The sequence below is a fragment of the Terrabacter sp. FW104-15G4B genome, from assembly GCF_058790095.1.
The window spans coordinates 44,119-63,134 of sequence record NZ_JBYTCI010000004.1 but is presented as its reverse complement, the minus strand read 5'-3'; the positions used below and the strand labels follow the sequence as shown (position 1 = coordinate 63,134).

Here is a 19,016-nt window from a genome sequence, read left to right as displayed (position 1 = left end):
CTGACGCCATGGCCCTTCCCGGACGCCATCCGGCGCCGTCCCACGTCATCGCCCACCTCTCCGACCCACACCTGCTGGCCGGTGATCGCCTGCTCGCCGGCCACATCGACACGGCTGCACAGCTGCGTAAGGCGTTGGCGCGGATCGAGGTGTCCAGCGAGTCGATCGACGCCCTCGTCATCTCCGGGGACCTCACCGACACCGGCGACCCGGCGGCGTACGACCTGCTGCGGCAGATCGTGGAGCCGGTCGTCGCCCGGCTCCGCTGCGCCCTCGTGCTGACCGGGGGCAACCACGATGAACGCCGCCCCCTCGCCCGGGCGCTGCACGGCAAGGACACGGATGAGCCGCAGGACACCGTGACCCACGTGCGTGGGCTGCGGATCATCGCCGTCGACTCGGCCGTGCCCGGCCACCACCATGGTGGCTTCTCCGACGCCCAATACGCTTGGCTGACAGACGAACTCGCCGAACCGGCTGAGCACGGCACGATCCTGGTGATCCATCACGCACCGGTCATCTACCGCTCTCCCGTGATGCAGCTGCTCGACTTCGACGACGTCGCACGCCTTCGCCAGGTCGTCGACGGTTCGGACGTTCGGGCGGTCCTCAGTGGCCACCTCCACGTCACGAGCTTCGGCACGCTCGGACCGGTGCCCGTGATCGTCGCGGGCGGCGTCAGCTACGTGGACGACGTGGGCGCCCCTCGGGAGCTGCTCATGGCGGTGGACGGGCCGCAGTCGTGGAACCTCGTCGAGGTGCATCGCGACCAGGTCGTCGCCACCGTGGTGCCGATCGAGCAGCACACCACCTGGCCTGCGCTCTCACGGGCCGTCCGGGACTTCATGGACACCGTGCCGGAGCACGAGCGTCGCGATGTCTTCTCCCGCAAGCCGGGCTGACCACCGAGTTCTTTCGAGATTCAAAGCGTCGAGGACGCAGTCCCGCGATCGACGTGGGAGTGAGGGTCCGGCATCGGACCACGGACCGAAGGAGTCAGAGATGAACGAGCTCAGCAAGGCCACGTCGGCAGACGGCACCACCATCGCCTACGAGGCCTACGGATCCGGACCGGTCGCCGTCGTCGTCGGTGGCGCCTTCTGCGACCGTGGGGCCTTTCGCGATGTCGCCCAGGCGCTGGGCGGGCTGGGGCTGACCGGCGTGACCTATGACCGACGGGGTCGCGGCGAGAGCGGCGACACGCAGCCCTATGCCGTCGCGCGTGAGCTGGAGGACCTCACCGCAGTGATCGAGGCAGCGAGCGAATCCGACTCTGCCGCCTACGCCTTCGGCGTCTCGTCGGGTGGGGCCCTGGTGGTGGAGGCGGTCGCCGCGGGCGTCCCGGTCGCGAGGGCCGCAGCCCTCGAGGTGCCCTACCGCACCCCCGCCTGGCCGCCGTCCCCGGACGACTACATCGCCACCCTCGAGCGGTTCGAGGCCGCCGGTGACCGGGAAGGCATCCTGCGATACTTCAACGACGTCGTCGTCGGGATGCCGCCCGAGATGGTCGACGGCATGGTGGGGACACCGATGTGGGAGCCGATGCTCGCGATGACCTACACGGTGAAGTACGACGGCTTCTGTCTCGGTGGCGACGACCAGGGCCTGCCCACCGAGACCCTGCAGGGCATCACCGTGCCCTTCCTCTCGGTCTGCAGCAGCGGGACCGCGATGCCGTGGCTGCACGACTCGGCCGAGGTGCTCGCCGACGCCCTCCCGCAGGGACGCGCCGTCGAGCTGCCCGGCGAGTTCCACCAGGTGCCGGCGCCCGTGCTTGCCCCGGCCCTCGCCGAGTTCTTCACCGCCTGACCGCACGGGGCGCTGTCGAGTTTCCCTGTGGGACAGGGGAACTCGACGGCATACGTGGTCGGCGTCAGCCGGCCAGGAGTGCCAGCACGGGGTTGTGCTCCGGCGGCACGACCTCGCGAGGCGGCCCCGGGGGAGTGCCGTCGCCGAAGGGCGAGCCGCCGAGCTGCTCGCGGCCGTGGGGCGTCGCCCAGTTCTCCAGCGCCGGACCGAGCGGCACCACGCCCGTGGGGTTCACGTCCTTGTGGACGATGTAGTAGTGCTGCTTGATGTGGGTGAAGTCGACGGTGTCGCCGAAGCCGGGCGTCTGGAAGAGGTCGCGCGCGTAGGCCCACAGCGCCGGCAGCTCGATCAGCTTGCTGCGGTTGCACTTGAAATGACCGTGGTAGACGGGGTCGAACCGCACGAGCGTCGTGAAGAGGCGCACGTCGGCCTCGGTGATGTGGTCGCCGACGAGGTAGCGACGCGTCGACAGGCGCTCCTCGAGCAGGTCGAGGTTCTCCCACAGCCTGCGGTAGGCCTTGTCGTAGGCCTCCTGGGTGCCGGCGAACCCGCAGCGGTAGACGCCGTTGTTGACGTGGCGGTAGATCGGCTCGCTGACCGACTCGATCTCGTCGCGCAGGTGCTCCGGGTAGAGGTCGGGCGCGCCCTCGCGGTGGAACTGCGTCCACTCCGTCTCCAGATCGACCGTGATCTGCTTGAAGTCGTTGGTGACCACGGCGCCGGTGGTGACATCGACGAGGGCAGGCACCGTGATGCCGCGGGGGTAGTCGGGGTCGCGCTTGAAGTAGGCGTCCTGGATGCGCGGGATCTGCAGCACGGGGTCGAGACCGCCCGGGTCGAGGTCGAAGGTCCAGCTGCGCTGGTCGTGGGTCGGGCCGCAGATGCCCATCGAGAGGGCGTCCTCGAGACCCAGGAGTCGGCGCACGATGATGGCGCGGTTGGCCCACGGGCAGGCGCGGGCGACCACGAGGCGGTAGCGCCCACCCTCGACGGGGAAGCCCTCACGTCCGTCCGCGGTGATGCGGGTCGTGATGTAGTTAGTGTCGCGCTTGAAGCTCTTCTCGACGTAGGTTCCCGGCTCGCTCATGCGACCCACCCTAATTCGGTATGCCGTCAACCCCCGGTGTGTGCGCCGGGTGCGACACGGCTCGAATGGCCCGGACCGCGTGCCTCGGGGAGCGAGGCGGGCCAGAATGGGCGCATGAGGGAACTCAGGAGTCGCGGTGCGTGAGCTCCGTCCTCTCACGCCGGAGCTCGTCGGCGACCTCGTCGGGACGTGTGCGCCGTGCACCTTCTGGCAGACCGTGCCTCGCAACGGTCACGGCGAGCCGAGCGACCCGCTCGAGCAGCTGGCCGACTGGGTCGAGACCGTGAGCAGCGACTGGGGACCCCCCGGCCGGGTGGCGTATGTCGACGGGGAGCCCGCCGGACACCTCCTCGTCGCGCCGGCGCGGTACCTACCTCGCCTGGCGGCCTTCCCGACCTCCCCGTCGGACCCGTCGACGCTGATGCTCGTCGCGGCCGTCACGAGCCCCACGTCCACCGACCGGGGGCTGCGGAAGGCGCTCGTGCAGGCGGCGGCGAAGGACGCCCTGCGGCACCGCGTTCGCGTCCTGGAAGCCGTCGGAGCACGCCCGCTCGCCGTGTCGAGGCACAACTGCGTGCTCGACGTCGGCTTCCTGGAGAAGGTCGGCTTCCGGGTGGAGCGCGAGCACCCGGCCTACCCGAGGATGAAGATGGAGCTGCGCACCGTCGTGACGTTGCGCGAGGAGGCAGCCGCGGCACTGTCGCGCGCCCTCGCCCGCGTGCCGGGCGTGCGGCCCGTCCCGGAGACGCACCCCAACGGGTCGAGCCACGCCCAGCTGGCCGACCGGCACTGACGACCCGCACCGAGCCCACAGGTGAGCGGGACGGTCAGCCGACCGTGCCGTCGCCCACCCCGAGCTGCTGCTCGCGCATCGCCTCGAGGTGGCGGCGCAGGTCGTCGAGCCGCAGCACGCCCGTGCGGGAGGTGTCGGCGTCACCGAGGTAGACCCGCTGGAGCGCGACGACGACGGCTTCGGCCACGCGGTCCAGCGTCTGCGCGTCGGCGAGGGACGCGGCGTCGCCGCCGTGGTTGAGGTAGCCGAAGTCGAGGCGCACCGCCGGCATCCGGGTGCGGCGCAGGAGTGGCCAGGTGCGCGCGTGCGATCGGCAGTCGGTCAGCCCGGTGCGGGCCACGACCTCGCGCAGCAGCAGATCGGCGAAGCTCTCGCCGATCACCGACCAGTCGGCACGGTCGGGGCTGTCGGGATGGCCGTAGAAGTAGGTGGCAGCCCCATGGGCGGAGCCGGAGATCGAGTGGTCGGCGTGCAGGGAGAGCACCAGGTCGGCGTCGCACGAATTGGCGAAGGCAGCCCGCTCTTCGTCGGTGCCGCCGTCGGTGGCCTCGGTGCGGGTGAACACGACGTTGACCCCGTGCGCGGACAGCCGGCCCTCCATGCGGCGGGCGAGGTCGAGCGCGAGGCGGGACTCGACGAGGCCGTGGCGTCCGTGGGCGCCGGCGTCGCGGCCCCCGTGGCCCGGGTCCAGCACGATGGTGCGACCACTCAGGCTGAAGCCGCTGCGGCGGATCTGCTCGCGTTCGCGCAGCGCGTTGGCCGACCCACCGCTGACCGAGCGGCGCAGCCCGGCGAAGGCGCGCATCGTCTCGGGGCCCACGGTGCCGTCGGGCACGAGGCCCACGGCGGCCTGGAAGGCGCGCAGCGCCGAGTCGGTGCTCGGGCCGTGAAGGCCGTCGACCTTGCCGGGGGCGAAACCGAGCTCCGCGAGCCGGGCCTGCAGGGCCACGACGTCGTCGCCCTCCACGAAGTGCTCAGGCACGTAGCGCAGCACCCTGTCACCGAGGGCCCACCGCGCACCGTCGAGGACGGCATACGTCGACCGGCCGACGATGCCGTCGACGATGAGCCCACGTCGCTGCTGGAAGGACTTGACGGCCTGCTCCACGCGCTCGTCGTAGACGGCGTGGCCAGAGGCGTCGGTGTGCTCGCGGCCTGCGGGCAGGTCGCCCGAGAGCACGAGGCGTTCGCACACGGCGGTCACGGCGGGACCTGAGTCTCCGAGCCGGAGCAGGACTGACTGCTGGGGAGTCATCGCGGCTCCTTTCCTTGCATGAGCTCCGGGAGGGGTACGCGGGCTGCTGTGCGTTGGGGAGCCGGAGCGGTCGGGCGCCGGTCAGCAGCGTAGTACGCCGAAGGGGTGGCACCGTGTCGGTCGGGCCACCCCTTTGACATCACCCGGTCAGGCGATGAACTCCTCGAGCTCACGCAGCAGCTTCGGCTTCGGGTGCGCGCCGACGATGGTCTTGACGACCTCGCCCTTGACGTAGACGTTGAGCGTCGGGATCGAGACGACGCCGTAGCGGGCCGCCGTGTCGACGTTGGCATCGGTGTCGAGCTTGACGACCTCGATCTTGTCGCCGTACTGCTCGTTGATCTCCTCGAGGATCGGGGCGACCTTGCGGCAGGGGCCGCACCACGTCGCCCAGAAGTCGACGAGGACGGGCTTGTCACTCATGAGGACGTCGTCGGCGAAGGTGGCGTCAGTCGTGTTCTTCAGTGCCATGGAGGCTCCTTCTCGGTGTGCGGGGGGATTGGTGGGGTTCGGGAGTTGCAGGCTAGGCGTCGGCGCCGACGGTGGCGCGCACGTCGGGGATCACGCCGGAGTCCGTCTCGTCGATGAGGGCGGCCTCGGCGGCCGCCTCGGCCGGGCTGGAGGTGTCCTCGAGGGCGGCGAGGTAGTGCTCGGCGTCGAGCGCCGCTGCGCAGCCGGAGCCCGCGGCGGTGATGGCTTGGCGGTAGGTGTGGTCGACGAGGTCGCCGCAGGCGAAGACGCCGGGGACGTTGGTACGGGTAGAGCGGCCGTCGACCAGGACGTAGCCGGCGTCGTCGGTGTCGACGACCCCCGTGACGAGCTCGTTGCGGGGGTCGTGGCCGATCGCGACGAAGAGGCCTGTGACGGCCAGCTCGCGCGTCTCGCCGGTGACGGTGTCGCGCAGGGTGACGCCGGAGAGCTTGCCCTCGCCGTGGATCTCGGCGACCTCGGAGTTCCAGGCGAACCGGATCTTGTCGTTGGAGTGGGCGCGGTCGGCCATGATCTTGCTGGCCCGCAGCGCGTCGCGGCGGTGGATGATCGTGACCGTGCGGGCGAATTTCGTCAGGAAGGTCGCCTCCTCGATGGCGGAGTCGCCACCACCGACGACGGCGATGTCCTGGTCGCGGAAGAAGAAGCCGTCGCAGGTGGCGCACCACGAGACGCCGTGCCCGGAGAGCTCCTTCTCGCGGGGCAGCCCGAGCTCACGGTAGGCCGAGCCCATGGCGAGAATGACCGAGCGTGCCCGGTGGACGACGCCCTCGCCGTCGGTGACGGTCTTGACCTCGCCGCTCAGGTCAACGGCGGTGACGTCGTCGGTCACGAGCTCGGCGCCGAAGCGCTCCGCCTGGGCGCGCATACCGTCCATGAGGTCGGGCCCCATGATGCCGTCCTTGAAGCCGGGGAAGTTCTCGACCTCGGTCGTGTTCATCAGGGCGCCACCGGCCGTCACCGCTCCCTCGAAGACGAGGGGGGCGAGGTTGGCGCGGGCGGCGTAGACGGCTGCGGTGTAGCCCGCGGGGCCGGAGCCGATGATGATGACGTTGCGGACGGTGTCCGGACGGGACATGGTTGGCTGCTCCTCGTGACGCTCTGGTGTCGTGGCCGCTGGTCCCGCGAGCTGGCCGGCTGATGCCGGTGCCGAGGGGCCCGCAAGCCGCATAGGCCTCAACCGATCCTAGGTGGTCGTTGTTCCCACGGGCGGCAGCTCACGCAGGCGCGCGGCCCGCGTGCGGGGGTCGGCCGCTACGGGACCGGCGTGGCGTCCCGGAGGATCCCGGGCGCGCCCGCCGTGCAGCTGCGCTCGACAGCCCAGGCGGTGCTCGCACCGGCGCGGGTCACGACGACGACGACCGCAGGGCGGCCATCGAACGTGGCGAGGTCGGCCGAGACAGCCTCGGGAGCGGGGCCGGACGGGCCGACTGCCCCGAGGGCCTGGAGGCAGGACGCGAGCCCGACTGGCGTCCCGATCGGTCCGATGCCCGGCGACTCGGCCGCCAGGTCGCGCAGCGGTGGGCCGGGCGCGTCGAGGAGCCGGCGCGCCTGGTCGGCGAGGTTGCCGGAGGTGTATGCGGTCGTGCTGAGCTGGATGTGCGGGGCCCCCGCCGTGGCGGGCGTTGGGGCAAGGCGGGTCGGGGAGCTGAAGCCGCTCACCAGCGCTGCACTGTTGGGCCGCTTGGTCAGGTGCAGGACCGACGTACCCGCCACGACGACGACGGCCGCAGCCGCCACCGCGGCCGCAAGGTAGATCGGCTTGAGGCGCTCGGCCCGCGGGCGCCTCGGCACGACGGTGCCCGCACCACTGGTGGTGACAGGGTCGAAGGGGTCCGGGGGACGGGGAGCGACGGACAGCGGCCCCGGGTCGACGCGTAGGCGGGCGGTCTCGCGGATCGCCGCGGTGATGCGCGCCGAGACGTCGTCGGGCATGGGCCCCGCCTGTCGGGTGTCGGCGAGCAGTGCCCGGATCCGGCTCTCGACGTCGGGGTCGAGACGGGGAACGGGGGCGTCGTCCTCGATCTCGTGGTTGGTGTTCGCGGACTCGTCCACGGATGTGGTCCTTCGGGCAGAGCGTGGGTGGTAGGGGCAGGCAGGGGTATGCCGGTCACCGGGTTTTCGACGGCAGGTGCTGTCGCGGGGTTCCGCCCGGTGTCGCTTCAGTCCTGCGCGACAGGATGGACGCCGGGTGTCAGGCCGAGCTGCTGGGCGAGCGCTGCCCGGCCGCGGGCACACCGGGACTTGATGGTCCCCTCGGCCACGCCGAGGATGACGGCGGCCTCGGCGACCGGCACGGCGTGCATGTCGACGAGCACGAGCGCCGCGCGCTGGCCCGCGGGAAGCGTGGCGAGCGCCTCCTGGATGTCGAGGCGCACCTCGGTGGAGGCATGGTGGTCGCGCCGGTCCGCGAGCTCGTACTCGGGCAGCTCGCTCGCCGGCTTGCGCCGGCGCAGTCGGTCGAGGCAGGCGTTGACGACGATGCGGTGCAACCACGTCGTGACGGCGGCCTCGCCGCGGAAGGAGTCGGCGCGGCGGAAGGCAGCGAGAAAGCCGTCCTGGACGCAGTCGGCGGCCAGCTCCGGGTCGCGGACAGTGCGCAGGGCGACCGCCCACATGCGGTCCTTGTGCCGGCGGAAGAGCTCGGCGAAGGCATGGTCGTCACCGGCGACGTGCATGGCCAGCAGCTCCCGGTCGCTCACGTCGGCGATCGGGGCGGCCACCCCCGAGGTCACGGTCAGCGCACCGTCACTTCACTGATCTGCGCTCGGTAGCGACGGTCGGACTCCGCCTGGCCCGCCTTGGTCACGAAGACGATGATCTTGCTCGCGGGCTCGAGCGTCCCGTCCGCCTTGATCGTGACGGTGCCGCTCGCGTTGCTGGCGGACCCGATCTTCCGGGCGCCGTCGAGCGACTTGGTGGAGTCGGAGTCGGTGGCGTAGACGGTGACGTCCTGGGCGGCGGGGAGCTCGAGCACCACCTCCTTGACGGCCGTGGGGGCGTTGAGGTCCAGCAGCAGCCCGACGCCGTCCTTGTCACCGTTGAAGGTCCGCGTGGCGTACCAGCGCGAGCGCCAGCCGTCGCTGGTGGACCCGTCGAAGACCTTCTTGACGTTCTGGTCGGACTCGGTGCCGTCCTGCGGGTCGAATCCCGTGCCGCCCGTGATCTCGACCGGCGCCGCCGGGGGAGCCTGCGTCGTGGTGGGGGGCGCCTGGCTCGTCGCGCTCGGAGCCTGGGAGGCACTGGGGGTCCGTGTCCGGGTGATGGTGATCGCGGTGGCGGGGCCGTCGTGCTGCCCGATCTTCGCGACGTTGTTGATGCCGATGAAAAGGGCCAGCAGCACCAGGACTCCTACGATCGCGAGCGCGATCCGGGACTGGGCGCCGCTCGGGGCTTCGGGCGCCTCCCGCGCGAAGACCGGGAGGGGAGGGTCCAGACGTGTCGACGGCGCACCGTCGAGGGCGTCGTCGAGTCCGATCTCCTCGCCGTCGAAGTCGTCGACATGGGAGGCGCGGCGCTCGGCTGCGCGGGCTGCCGCCTTGTCGGCCGCGGAGCGTGCGAACGAGCCGACGCGGCCGCCGATGGCGCCGGCCACTCCGGCGGCCGCTGCGCCCGCTGCGGCGAGACCGCCCGGAATGCGATCGGTCGAGTCTGCCGCACGGGCCTCCGCAGCTGCCTCGTCGTCGGCGAGGGGCTCGAAGATGACGGTGCCGGCCTGACCGGAGTCGCCCCCGGCGCGGGTCGACGCGTGAGAGGAGGCACCGGCGGCGGCGCCGGCACCGGCGCCTGCGGCTGACGCGGCGCCAGCACCGACGGACGGCATGACCCGCGTCGGCTGGACCGGCTCGTGGGCGTCACGGGCGCGCAGGCCGATGCCGGTGGCCCCGTCGGACGAGGCCAGCGTCGAGGCCCACGGTGCGATCTGCAGGGCGAGGTCCCCTGGCGACACGGGGCCACGACGGCCGCTGCTGAGGGTCATCCGGCAGATGAGGTCGAGGTCGTTGGGGACGCCGACTGCGATCTCCGAGGGCGCGGCCACGCCGCCGACGATGGTCGGTGCCGGCTCGAGTCCCACCGGACCGCCCTGCGGGATCAGCCCGTCGTCGACGGTCACCATGGGCCAGCGCCCGGTGAGGCCGGCATACGAGATCTTCACCAGACCCACGGCGTCGGCCCGGGACGCGCGCTCGTCGGAGAGCTGGTCCGCCTCGGTCAGCGCGGCCTCGGTGGCGAGGCCGCGCAGCTTGACGGCCCCGTCCGGCATCCTCAGCAGCGCGCTGGGCGTGAGGGCGAGGTGGTGCAGCCCGCGGTGGCTGGCCTTGTCGAGTGCGGTGGCGGCCTCGCCGGTGAGCCGGCGAACCTCGTCGGGCGCCAGGCCGCCGCTCTGGAGCAGGTGCGAGAGGGGGACGGCGCCGGTCAGGGGCTCCTCGACGATGAAGCCGACGCCCTGGTCGGTGCCGACGTCGAGCACGCGCACGAGGCGCGGGTCCTCGATGCCGGCGGCGCGTCGGGCCGCGTCGAGCGCAGCGGGGGCGACGGACGACGCGGCGGGGAAGCACACGAGCACGACATCGCGCTCCAGCGTGTGGTCGTTGGCCCTCCAGCGCTCGTGGTGGGCTCCCTCGGACGTGCGCAGCGTGACCGCATAGCGCCCCCCGAGCACTGTTCCGGGTCCGACTCCCTGCACGTGGGTCACCCTCCCCTCGTCCGTTGGTACGTGGCTGCCTGGCTCGACACCATCCTAGGCGGACTCACCCGCGATCCCCCTCGTCCGAATCGCCGAGCGACTGGTGCGCCGCGGTGACCGCCTCGATGTCGGCGATCTGGTCGACGCGCGAGGTCCCCTTGACCACGGCACGGACGACACCGGCGAGCAGGACGAGGCCCACGAGCACCCCGCCGACCCAGTAGATGGCGCCGTCGAGCGGGTTGGCCGCGACCGGGATGGTGGCCGCCGTGCCGATCACGGTGCCGTCGGCGGTCGTGAGGTAGGCACGGATCTCGGTGCGCCCGGCGGCGACGGCGACCACCTCCACGGGCACGTTGGTGCGCGAGGAGGGGCCGATCGTCACCGGGGCCGGCTGCTCGACGACCCGGATTCGCGGGTTGTCGGGGAGGAGCCGGAGACGGATGTCCTCGACGGTGTAGTCAAGGCCGTTCTCGACGGTGATCCGCAGGGTGCCGTTCTCGGCCAGCAGGTTGATGGTGCTCGTGCGGGGCACCACACGGATGGCGCGGGTGGCGGCCCGCATGTCCGCGGCGACCGAACCGGACAGCACGACCCACGAGCCGGGCTGGTAGCGCCACCTTGAGCTCGCGAGCTGGTCGAGCACCTCGCGGTAGGTGCGTTCGAACTGCGCACCGTCCCTCAGCACCGACGAGACACTGAGGAGCGTCTCGCGCTGCCGGGCCATCAACGCCAGGCGCTGCGCATCGAGCACCGGCCTGGGCGCGGCCGAGGGCACCGCGGTGGTCGGCCTGGTCTGCGGCTGCGCCTTGTCTGGCCCGTTGTCAGCGAGCAGCGACGCCGCGTCGACCGTTTGCAGCCACGGCGCCTTCGACGTCGCGGAGAGGAACGCTGCGAGGTCGGCGGGGTCGGGGTCGTAGGTGCGGGGGGCGGCGACGAGCACCGAGCGGGGGGTGCCGGCGCGCTCGCCGAGCAGGACGAGCGACTCGGCGAGGTAGCGCTGCGTCGACAGGACCGGGCTCGGGTCGCTGCGCCTGGGCAGCAGGGTCGACAGGCGGGCGTCGTAGGCGAGCAGCCGGGTGCCGCCGGTCGCCACCCGCCGCGCGGTGGGGGTGTATGCCGTCACCTTGGTCACCGCCGGAGCGCTGACGACGATGCCGGCGGGCTTCTTGGCGGTGGTGCCCGACCAGAGCGTCTTGATGCCGGCCTCGCGCCCGGCGGGGAGCAGCCCGTCGACCGGCCAGGCGATGTCGGAGCGGGCCGGTTGGCCCAGGCGCGAGGCGAGCGTGGACGCCCGGCTGACGAGGTCGCGGACGAGGGCGTTCGCGGGGTCTGCGGCGGCGGTGGCGGCCACGTCGGCGTCGGAGTACGGCAGCGCCCAGACGCTCCGGCCGTGCAGCGCGCGCACCAGGTCGTCGCCGAGACCGGCGGCGGTCTGCGCCGCAGTCGTCGGGGCGGCACCCGCCGGGGCGGACGGTGTGCTCGTCGGCGTGGGGTTGGTGCCGGTGCCGGTCGAGCTGCCGGTGGAGCTGGCCGTCGGGGTGCCGCTGGGAGCGGCGGAAGGGGTGTCTGGCGCGGTGGTCGAGGGGGTTGGAGCAGGGGCTGCCCCCGCGTCGCCGGAGCCCGCGGGCGCCCCGGGGCCGAGCACGGACGGGTCGACCGCGAGGGTGACCGACGCGCCTCGTGTGCCCTGCACGATGCGGGTCACGCGGGAGTCCGGGCCGATCGCACGCTCCCAGGCGGACTGCCGCTTCGCGTCGTCGCGGGAGAAGAGCGCGACGTCCGGGTCGAGGGTGACGGGCACCACGGTGGCGACCGTGAGCGGCACGTACTCCTTGCGGCCGTTCCAGGCGACGAACGTCCGAGTGGTGCCGGTGGGCTCGCTGGCGCCGGCCTGGACCACCTCGACCGCGATGGGCAGCGCCGCGAAGGCCTTCTCGGAGCGCAGCTGCTCCCACGGCACCCTCGTCGTGAACGAACGGCTCTGCCCGACGGGCACGGTGGGCAGGGGAGTCGTGCCTACGGTGCGTCCCGACGTCTGCGTGCGGCCGGACGCCCAGTTGTCGAGGGCCTCGCGCTGGTCGACCTCCACGCCGGAGCGCACGACGCGGATCTCGGGGGAGGACAGCGGCCCGGTGAGCGGGGCGGTGACCGTGCCGGTGATGGTCACGTCGGTGCCCGGCTGCACCACGGCCGGCGAGAGGGTGTCGAGGACGATGACCGCGACGTCCTTGGCCGGGGTCACGGCGGCGTGCGCCGGCGTGGCTGGAAGGGAGCCCGCGGCATACGCCATCGGGACATCGAGCCGGGCGGAGGCGCTCGCGACCGCACCTCCCAGGGTGAGGCCCAGTGCCACGAGCGTGCTGGCCGTGGCCGCGAGCCGGCGCCCGAGGTGGCCCCGGCGGCGGCCGTCCGTTGCCGGACGCCGCCACCCTCCGATGGTCACGCCGTCCCCGCCAGCCGGTTCCACGCGGCCTGGGCGATGCGGCGCTCGTTGGGGAAGGTCAGCCTGCGGTGCACCTCGTCGAGACGCATCCACGCGACGTCGATGGCCTCGTGGTCCGGGTCGTTCTCGATCGTGAGCTCGCCGCCGGTGGCCTCGAGGAGGTAGTGGTGCACGAACTTGTGGACGCGTTTGTTGGACGTGGCGAACCAGTAGTCGATGGTGCCGAGCTCGACGAGCACGCGCCCGACGATGCCGGTCTCCTCCGCGACCTCGCGCGCCGCCGTCTCGACCAGCGTCTCGCCGGGCTCGACGTGCCCCTTGGGCAGGCACCACTCGATGCGTCCGGCCCGGTTGCGCCGGGCGATGATGGCGATGAGCGCCAACCCTTCCCGCACGTCGACGACGATGCCGCCGGCGGAGCGCTCCTCGACCGCGGGCAGGCGCCGTCCCGGGACCGGGTTGGGGACGGGCTCGGCGCTCACATCGCCACCATAACGGGCGAGGCCCGAAGGGCCCCCGTGGTTCGGACGAGGCGGGTCCTGGCTGATCACCGGCCGGCCAGGGGCCGGTCGCGGCCGGTCGGAGGCCCGTCCACGGCTCACTAGGCTGGGCGCGTGCCTGACCGACCCGACACACCCGCGCCCGACGGAAACCAGCCCGCCGACGCCGGCCTCCCGCTCCTGCGGGCTGCCGTCACGAGGCTCGCCCCCGTCCTCCCGATGCTGACCGAGCTCGGTGACCGGTTCGCGGCGGCGGGGCACGAGCTGGCCCTCGTCGGAGGCCCGGTGCGCGACGCGTTCCTCGGCCGGGTGTCGCCCGACCTCGACCTGACCTCAGACGCCCGACCGGAGCAGATCCTCGGCGTGGTCGTCGGTTGGGCTGACGCACACTGGGACATCGGCCGCGACTTCGGCACCATCGGGCTGCGCAAGGGCTCGCACGTCATCGAGATCACGACCTACCGCGCCGACACCTACGACCGCACCTCACGCAAGCCCGAGGTGATGTTCGGCGAGAGCCTCGCGGGCGACCTCGTGCGGCGCGACTTCACGGTCAACGCCATGGCGATCCGGCTGCCGAGCCTCGAGTTCGTCGACGTCCACGGCGGCCTGTCCGACCTGGTGCGCCAGCGGCTCATGACCCCGGCGGCGCCGGAGGAGTCCTTCGCCGACGACCCGCTGCGGATGATGCGGGCCGCGCGGTTCGCCTCGCAGCTCGGCTTCGAGGTGGCGGCCGAGGTGCGCGCCGCGATGACGGACCGGGCCGGCACGCTCTCGATGATCTCCGCAGAGCGAGTCCGGGACGAGTTCGCCAAGCTGCTGCTCTCACCGCGGCCGCGACTCGGCCTCACGCTCCTCGTCGACACCGGCCTGGCTGAGGTCTTCCTGCCCGAGCTGCCGGCCCTGCGCCTGGAGCTCGACGAGCACCACCGCCACAAGGACGTCTACGACCACTCGCTCATCGTCCTCGAGCAGGCCATCGACCTCGAGGGACCGGCCGACGGGCCCCCGGAGTCCGTGCCCGGCCCCGACCTCGTGCTGCGGCTGGCCGCGCTGCTCCACGACATCGGCAAGCCGGCCACCCGCCGCTTCGAGGACGGCGGAGGGGTCTCCTTCCACCACCACGAGCTCGTCGGCGCCAAGCTGACCAGCAAGCGGCTGAAGGCCATGCGCTTCGACAAGGACACGACCAAGCAGGTGGCCCGCCTCGTCGAGCTCCACCTGCGCTTCCACGGCTACGGCGACGGGCAGTGGACCGACTCGGCCGTGCGCCGCTACGTCACCGACGCCGGGCCCCTGCTGCCGCGCCTGCACCGCCTCACGCGTTCGGACTGCACGACCCGCAACGTGCGCAAGGCGCAGCGGCTCGCCCGCGCGTACGACGACCTGGAGAAGCGCATCGAGCGCCTCGCCGCGGAGGAGGAGCTCGCGCGGGTTCGGCCCGAGCTCAACGGCAACGAGATCGCCGAGGCCCTCGGCATCCGCCCTGGTCCTGTGCTCGGCGAGGCCTACGACTTTCTGCTCTCGGTCCGTCTCGACGACGGCCTGATCGGCAAGGACGCCGCCCGCGAGAAGCTGCTGGCCTGGTGGGCGGCCCGCCAGCCGACGGCCTGAGCCGGGTACGCAGGGGGGCGACGGGGAGATCTCCCCATCGCGGCGCTCGGGCCCCCGACGTACGCTCGGGCTGACCTCGTTCGCGTGGACTGCCGAGACGTCGCATCCGCCGATCTGACACGGCCTGCCGTGGATGGTTGACTGACCGCGCCGTCCCCGACCCCCTGCGGGAACGACCGAAAGGAACGAGCCATGCCCACCCTCGCCTACCCGAGCGCCGACTTCCCGGGCCAGCCGTCGGTATCGCTCGAGGTGCCCGACGGCTGGGAGCCGGCGCACGCGCCCGGCACGACGCTGGCCGCTCGCCTGCCGCGTGACGGCGTCTTCGCGCCCAACGTCGTCGTCACCATCGAGCCGTGCGGTCCCGACTTCCGCGTGGAGGACTCGCTCCAGCAGGTCGCTGCCATGGCGGCCGCCCGCGGCGGCGCGGTGTCCGAGCTGTATGCCGCCGAGCTGGCCGGCGCCGACTTCGTCGGGTGCGATGCCACCTGGCCCGACGCCGACGTCGAGACCGTGCTGCAGGCCAACCTCTTCCACCTCGTTCCCTCCGCGTCACCGCGTTCGGCCGGTCACCTCGTGCAGCTGACCGGCGCGGTGGGCGGCCCCGGCGCCGAGGCCGACTACGAGCTCGTCCGCCAGGTGCTGACGACGGTGCAGGTCACCCCGTGGGGCTCCGACGGCACGGTCGGCAGGACCGGCAGGCCCGCCACCACCGGCAAGACCGGCACGACTGGCACCGATGGCGCTGCCGGCCCCGAGGGTGTGGAGGCATGAGCCCCGCCACGCCGGCCATCACGGTCGGTCTCGCCACCGACGTCGGCCGGGTGCGCCAGCACAACGAGGACTTGGCCAAGGCGGAGGGGACGGTCTTCGTCGTGGCCGACGGCATGGGCGGCCACGCCGCCGGCGAGGTGGCGAGCCGCATCGCCGCCGAGACGGTCGTCGAGCTCTCGGACCGCCAGGTGCTGCAGGTGCGCGACATCGTCGACCAGCTCGGTGAGGCCAACCGCCGCATCCTCGCCTCAGCCGCCCGGCACCCGGAGCAGACCGGCATGGGCACGACCGTCGCCGGCCTCGCCCTCGTCACGGTGGGTGGCTCACGCCACTGGGCCGTCTTCAACATCGGCGACTCCCGCGTCTACCGCTGCCTCGACAGCCGGCTCTCGCAGGTCACCGTCGACCACTCGGAGGTGTGGGAGCTCGTCGAGCGCGGTCTCATCACCCCGGAGCAGGCGCAGCGCCACCCAGGACGCAATGTCGTCACCCGCTCCCTCGGTCGCGACCCGATGGGGGCCGTCGACACGTGGGTCTTCCCGCCCTACCCGGGCGAGGTCTTCGTCATCTGCTCGGACGGCCTCTCCAACGAGCTGACCCTCGAGGAGATCGAGGCCGTCCTGCACGAGCATCCGGACGCCGGCGAGGCAGCCGAGGCGCTGGTCCGCCGCGGTGTCGAGGCAGGTGGACACGACAACGTCACTGCTATCGTCGTCGCGGTGCAGGGGCAGGCCGCCGACTCCGACGTGGACGAGGACACCACCCCCCGCGAGAACGTGAACGGCTCATCAGGGGAGAGCAGGTCGTAGACGTGAGTGGCCCGTCTGTCGTCGTCGAACGGGCCCCCGACGGGTGGACGCACATCGGGGGACCCGGCATGCACCTGCTCATCGGCCTCGACGAGGACGACGAGCGCACGATCGCCGCGAGCGATGCGGCCGACGGCGGGGACCTCGACGACGTCGTCGAGGTCCTGACGACAGGCGGTATGCGCAAGGCGCACCACTTCGTCGGCGTCCACTGGCAGCCTCGCACCCGCATCGTCGCCTTCGGCCCGGTGTCTGCCCTCGTCACCCTGGCCGACGGCACCCAGCACGACGTCCGCGCCACCAGCAGCCGGGTGTGGACCGACCTCGAGCTCGACGAGCACCCGGAGCGCGTGGACCTGCGCGTGCTCGATGACTCGGAACGGTTGCAGCCGGTGCCGCCCCAGCTGCTCGTAGCCTGCCTGCCTGCGCCGGGCGGTCCGTCGGCCGCCGAGAGGCACGACGTCGAGAGCCAGGACGTCGAGAGCCAGGACGTCGAGACCGACACCGGTGTGGGCGACCCCGTGGACGACGCCGACGTGGCGGAGACCGCCCTGACAGCCGATGGCCATCGGGAAGTCCCGGATGCGGAAGGCGCCGAGGACGCGCACACCGCTCATCCCGACGCGGCGCTCGCCGGGGACGGCTCGACGGCGTCGCCCGCGGTGCCGACCGAGCCCGCGGAGCCGGCTGGGCCCGCACTGCGGTCGTGGATGTCGGCGGCGCCGGCGGTGCCCGTCCGGGCGACGCCACCCACTTCGGTGCCCGCAGCTTCGGCGCCTGCCCCTGAGCCGTCGCCCGCCCCGACGGCAGCGGACCTCCCGGTCGCCGACCGGGACGTCCAGTCGACGTGGGCCTCGCGCCCGGCCCTTCAACCGGAGCGCACCCCTGCTGCGCCGGACCAGAAGCTGCCCGCCGCTGCCATCGCTCCTCCAGCTGCGCCGGTCGCATCCGACGAGAGTCACGTGCCGGCCGATGCGCCTCCGAGCTACGACTACCTCTTCGGTCACACCACCACCGCCGACGAGCACCGCAAGGTGCTTGCCCAGCTGACCGTCGACGACGAGGAGGAGGGAGCGGAAGGGGATGAGGACCTTGTCGTCCCGGTCGTCCCGGTCGTCCCGGTCGTCCCGGTCGTCCCGGTCGTCACCGAGCCGGCGTCGGCGCCGGTCACGAATGCCGCGCCCGCGCCGGACGTGCCGGAGCTCCCGGTCCCAGCGGCGCCCGAGCTGCCGACCGTCATCACCGAGGGCGGCCTCATCTCGTCGGTCCCCTGGGCCAGCTCCGCCGCCAGGCCTTCCGCGCCGAACGCCGAGCCACCCGCGTTCCCCGTCCAGCCCACCGCCGAGCCGGAGCCGTCCGTGCCGACCTTCGCCGGACGGCATACGCCCCCTCGCGCTCAGCGACCGGTCGCGGCGATGTAGACGCCGGCGTTGCTGAGCGGGTTGAGCAGCACGGCCGGGGCCAGGCACCGCTCCGGCAGGGTGACGTGCGCCTCGATCTGCGCGTCGCCGGCGGCACTGAAGGGCACCGGCGCCGTCATCCTCAGGTCCTTGCCGTTGCAGACGACGGTGGCCGACAGCGTTGCCAGCGGGTTCTTGCCCTGGGTCGGGATGATGAGGCCCTCCACTTCCACCGAGAGGTCCCCGCTGGCGCGCAGCCGGGCGCTGCCCTCCGAGATGACCCACGGCGCGCCGCCGCGGTTCAGGCCGAAGAGGGGCGGGTCGCTCAGCTGGCTGCCCTGGAGCGGGGCGCGGAGGATGTCGCTGCGCGGGACGCCGCCGCTGTCCGCCGAGGCGCTCGAGATGCCGGCAAGGGCGGAGACGCCGATGGCGGCCCCGGCGAGGAAGGCGGCGGTTCGGGAGATCGCATGCATGGGCTGCTCCTTGGTGAGTGTGCGGGAGGAAGGGTCGGACCCCCTTCCCACGAGGACGACCGGGAGCACGTGGCGGGTTCACCGCGAATCCACGGCGAACGGGAGGGTCGACGCAGATGGCGTCGTTACCGTGGTCGTCATGACGACCCGTCCGAGCACCAGTCCCGCGTTGGACCCGGCCCGGACGGACGGACCCCCGCCGGACGGCCTGTGGCGTCGCCTGTCCGGGCCGGTTGTCGCGCTGCTGCTGGCCGCCGGTCTGGTGGCCGTCACCCTGAGCGTGATCCGGGGCGGGGCGGTGATCACGCTGGACGACCTCGTGCTGTCACTGACCCCCGGCAGGGGTGCCGGTCCGGCGGTGCCCGAGCTGCTGGCTCTCGGGGTCGTCGACCTGGCGACGCCGGCGCTCTCGATCGCCGTCGTGGGTGCTCTCACGATGGCCATCTGCCTGCGGACGGGCCGGTGGGCGCCGCTGCTCCTGGCCGCACCTGCCCTCGTCCTGATGAGCAGCTCGGTGCTGCTCGGCAAGGCTCTCATCAGCCGGACGGCGCCCGACGTCGCCGGGATGCTCGGCGGCGACGGGTCCTACCCTTCCGGGCACACCGCCACGGCACTCGTGTGTGCGGGTGTCACGGCCGCGCTCGTGGCGCGCCTGCGCCCGCAGCGCCGGAGGCTGGCCTGGGCTGCCGCGGCGCTGTGGACGCTGCTCGTCGTCCTGGCCCTGCTGTGGCTGCACTTCCACTGGCTCGGCGACGTCGTGGGGTCGATGTTGCTCGGTTCCCTCGTGCTGTGGCTGCTGCTCCGCTGGCCGTTGTGCGTCGGCGCTGGTGTCGGCGCGGGTGTGGGGGCTGGTACCGGCACGTAGTGTCTGCGCGGAGGC

The 19,016-nt window shown here is 72.7% G+C and carries 18 protein-coding genes; 8 read left to right on the top strand and 10 right to left on the bottom strand.

Features of this window, described 5'->3' with window-relative positions; translation table 11 throughout:
• The first annotated feature begins 8 nt into the window (after positions 1-8).
• Together AC3WRT_RS04995 and AC3WRT_RS04990 are read left to right on the top strand one after the other, a co-directional pair.
• A complete protein-coding gene (locus AC3WRT_RS04995) occupies positions 9-902 on the top strand; it encodes a metallophosphoesterase (RefSeq protein ID WP_492719829.1) in 894 nt (297 codons plus the stop codon).
• Positions 903-1,002: 100 nt separating this feature from the next.
• Positions 1,003-1,809 (top strand): alpha/beta fold hydrolase, encoded by an 807-nt coding sequence (locus AC3WRT_RS04990; protein WP_492719825.1) that lies wholly within the window; start codon positions 1,003-1,005, stop codon positions 1,807-1,809.
• A gap of 64 nt (positions 1,810-1,873) precedes the next feature.
• Here AC3WRT_RS04990 and AC3WRT_RS04985 read toward each other — a convergent pair whose 3' ends face one another.
• Complete coding sequence (locus tag AC3WRT_RS04985; protein ID WP_492719823.1) at positions 1,874-2,896, bottom strand: glutathione S-transferase family protein; 1,023 nt, start codon at positions 2,894-2,896, stop codon at positions 1,874-1,876.
• A 136-nt stretch (positions 2,897-3,032) separates the two neighbouring features.
• On the opposite strand from AC3WRT_RS04985, the gene AC3WRT_RS04980 reads away from it, so the two are divergent.
• Entirely contained in the window at positions 3,033-3,689 is a 657-nt protein-coding gene (locus AC3WRT_RS04980) for a GNAT family N-acetyltransferase (protein ID WP_492719821.1), read from the top strand.
• Between the two features lie 34 nt (positions 3,690-3,723).
• Here the strand turns inward: AC3WRT_RS04980 and AC3WRT_RS04975 are convergent, their stop codons facing one another.
• From AC3WRT_RS04975 to AC3WRT_RS04940, 8 genes are all read right to left on the bottom strand, one after another.
• On the bottom strand, positions 3,724-4,944 hold the full coding sequence (locus tag AC3WRT_RS04975; RefSeq protein ID WP_492719817.1) for an N-acetylmuramoyl-L-alanine amidase: 1,221 nt from the start codon (positions 4,942-4,944) through the stop codon (positions 3,724-3,726).
• 147 nt (positions 4,945-5,091) lie between these two features.
• Complete coding sequence (gene trxA, locus AC3WRT_RS04970; protein WP_020141635.1) at positions 5,092-5,415, bottom strand: thioredoxin; 324 nt, start codon at positions 5,413-5,415, stop codon at positions 5,092-5,094.
• A 52-nt stretch (positions 5,416-5,467) separates the two neighbouring features.
• Complete coding sequence (gene trxB / locus AC3WRT_RS04965) at positions 5,468-6,511, bottom strand: thioredoxin-disulfide reductase (RefSeq protein WP_492719814.1); 1,044 nt, start codon at positions 6,509-6,511, stop codon at positions 5,468-5,470.
• Positions 6,512-6,687: 176 nt separating this feature from the next.
• Positions 6,688-7,488, bottom strand: coding sequence for an RsmA family anti-sigma factor (locus AC3WRT_RS04960; RefSeq protein WP_492719812.1), 801 nt, complete (start codon positions 7,486-7,488; stop codon positions 6,688-6,690).
• Between the two features lie 107 nt (positions 7,489-7,595).
• On the bottom strand, positions 7,596-8,111 hold the full coding sequence (gene sigM, locus AC3WRT_RS04955) for an RNA polymerase sigma factor SigM (protein ID WP_492720184.1): 516 nt from the start codon (positions 8,109-8,111) through the stop codon (positions 7,596-7,598).
• A 59-nt stretch (positions 8,112-8,170) separates the two neighbouring features.
• Positions 8,171-10,129, bottom strand: coding sequence for a protein kinase family protein (locus AC3WRT_RS04950; RefSeq protein ID WP_492719809.1), 1,959 nt, complete (start codon positions 10,127-10,129; stop codon positions 8,171-8,173).
• Between the two features lie 55 nt (positions 10,130-10,184).
• Positions 10,185-12,566, bottom strand: coding sequence for a DUF6049 family protein (locus tag AC3WRT_RS04945; protein ID WP_492719807.1), 2,382 nt, complete (start codon positions 12,564-12,566; stop codon positions 10,185-10,187).
• Positions 12,563-13,048 (bottom strand): NUDIX hydrolase, encoded by a 486-nt coding sequence (locus AC3WRT_RS04940; RefSeq protein ID WP_492719804.1) that lies wholly within the window; start codon positions 13,046-13,048, stop codon positions 12,563-12,565. Before AC3WRT_RS04940 ends, AC3WRT_RS04945 begins: the two co-directional genes overlap by 4 nt.
• A gap of 132 nt (positions 13,049-13,180) precedes the next feature.
• Here AC3WRT_RS04940 and AC3WRT_RS04935 point away from each other — a divergent pair, with 132 nt between their 5' ends.
• The 4 genes from AC3WRT_RS04935 to AC3WRT_RS04920 all read left to right on the top strand — a co-directional run bounded on the left by AC3WRT_RS04935 (position 13,181) and on the right by AC3WRT_RS04920 (position 17,684).
• Entirely contained in the window at positions 13,181-14,680 is a 1,500-nt protein-coding gene (locus AC3WRT_RS04935) for a CCA tRNA nucleotidyltransferase (protein WP_492719802.1), read from the top strand.
• A gap of 192 nt (positions 14,681-14,872) precedes the next feature.
• Positions 14,873-15,454 (top strand): hypothetical protein, encoded by a 582-nt coding sequence (locus AC3WRT_RS04930; RefSeq protein WP_492719800.1) that lies wholly within the window; start codon positions 14,873-14,875, stop codon positions 15,452-15,454.
• Positions 15,451-16,263 (top strand): PP2C family protein-serine/threonine phosphatase, encoded by an 813-nt coding sequence (locus tag AC3WRT_RS04925; RefSeq protein WP_492719798.1) that lies wholly within the window; start codon positions 15,451-15,453, stop codon positions 16,261-16,263. The genes AC3WRT_RS04930 and AC3WRT_RS04925 overlap by 4 nt, the downstream gene beginning before the upstream one ends.
• A gap of 2 nt (positions 16,264-16,265) precedes the next feature.
• Positions 16,266-17,684: a hypothetical protein gene (locus tag AC3WRT_RS04920; protein ID WP_492719796.1), complete on the top strand. Its 1,419-nt coding sequence runs from the start codon at positions 16,266-16,268 to the stop codon at positions 17,682-17,684.
• Here the strand turns inward: AC3WRT_RS04920 and AC3WRT_RS04915 are convergent.
• Positions 17,660-18,136 (bottom strand): hypothetical protein, encoded by a 477-nt coding sequence (locus AC3WRT_RS04915; RefSeq protein WP_492719794.1) that lies wholly within the window; start codon positions 18,134-18,136, stop codon positions 17,660-17,662. The genes AC3WRT_RS04920 and AC3WRT_RS04915 overlap by 25 nt on opposite strands.
• Positions 18,137-18,275: 139 nt before the next feature.
• Between AC3WRT_RS04915 and AC3WRT_RS04910 the strand changes: the two genes are divergently transcribed.
• Positions 18,276-19,001 carry a phosphatase PAP2 family protein gene (locus tag AC3WRT_RS04910; protein ID WP_492719792.1) on the top strand — a complete coding sequence of 242 codons (726 nt, stop codon included), beginning with the start codon at positions 18,276-18,278 and terminating at the stop codon, positions 18,999-19,001.
• Positions 19,002-19,016: the final 15 nt, after the last annotated feature.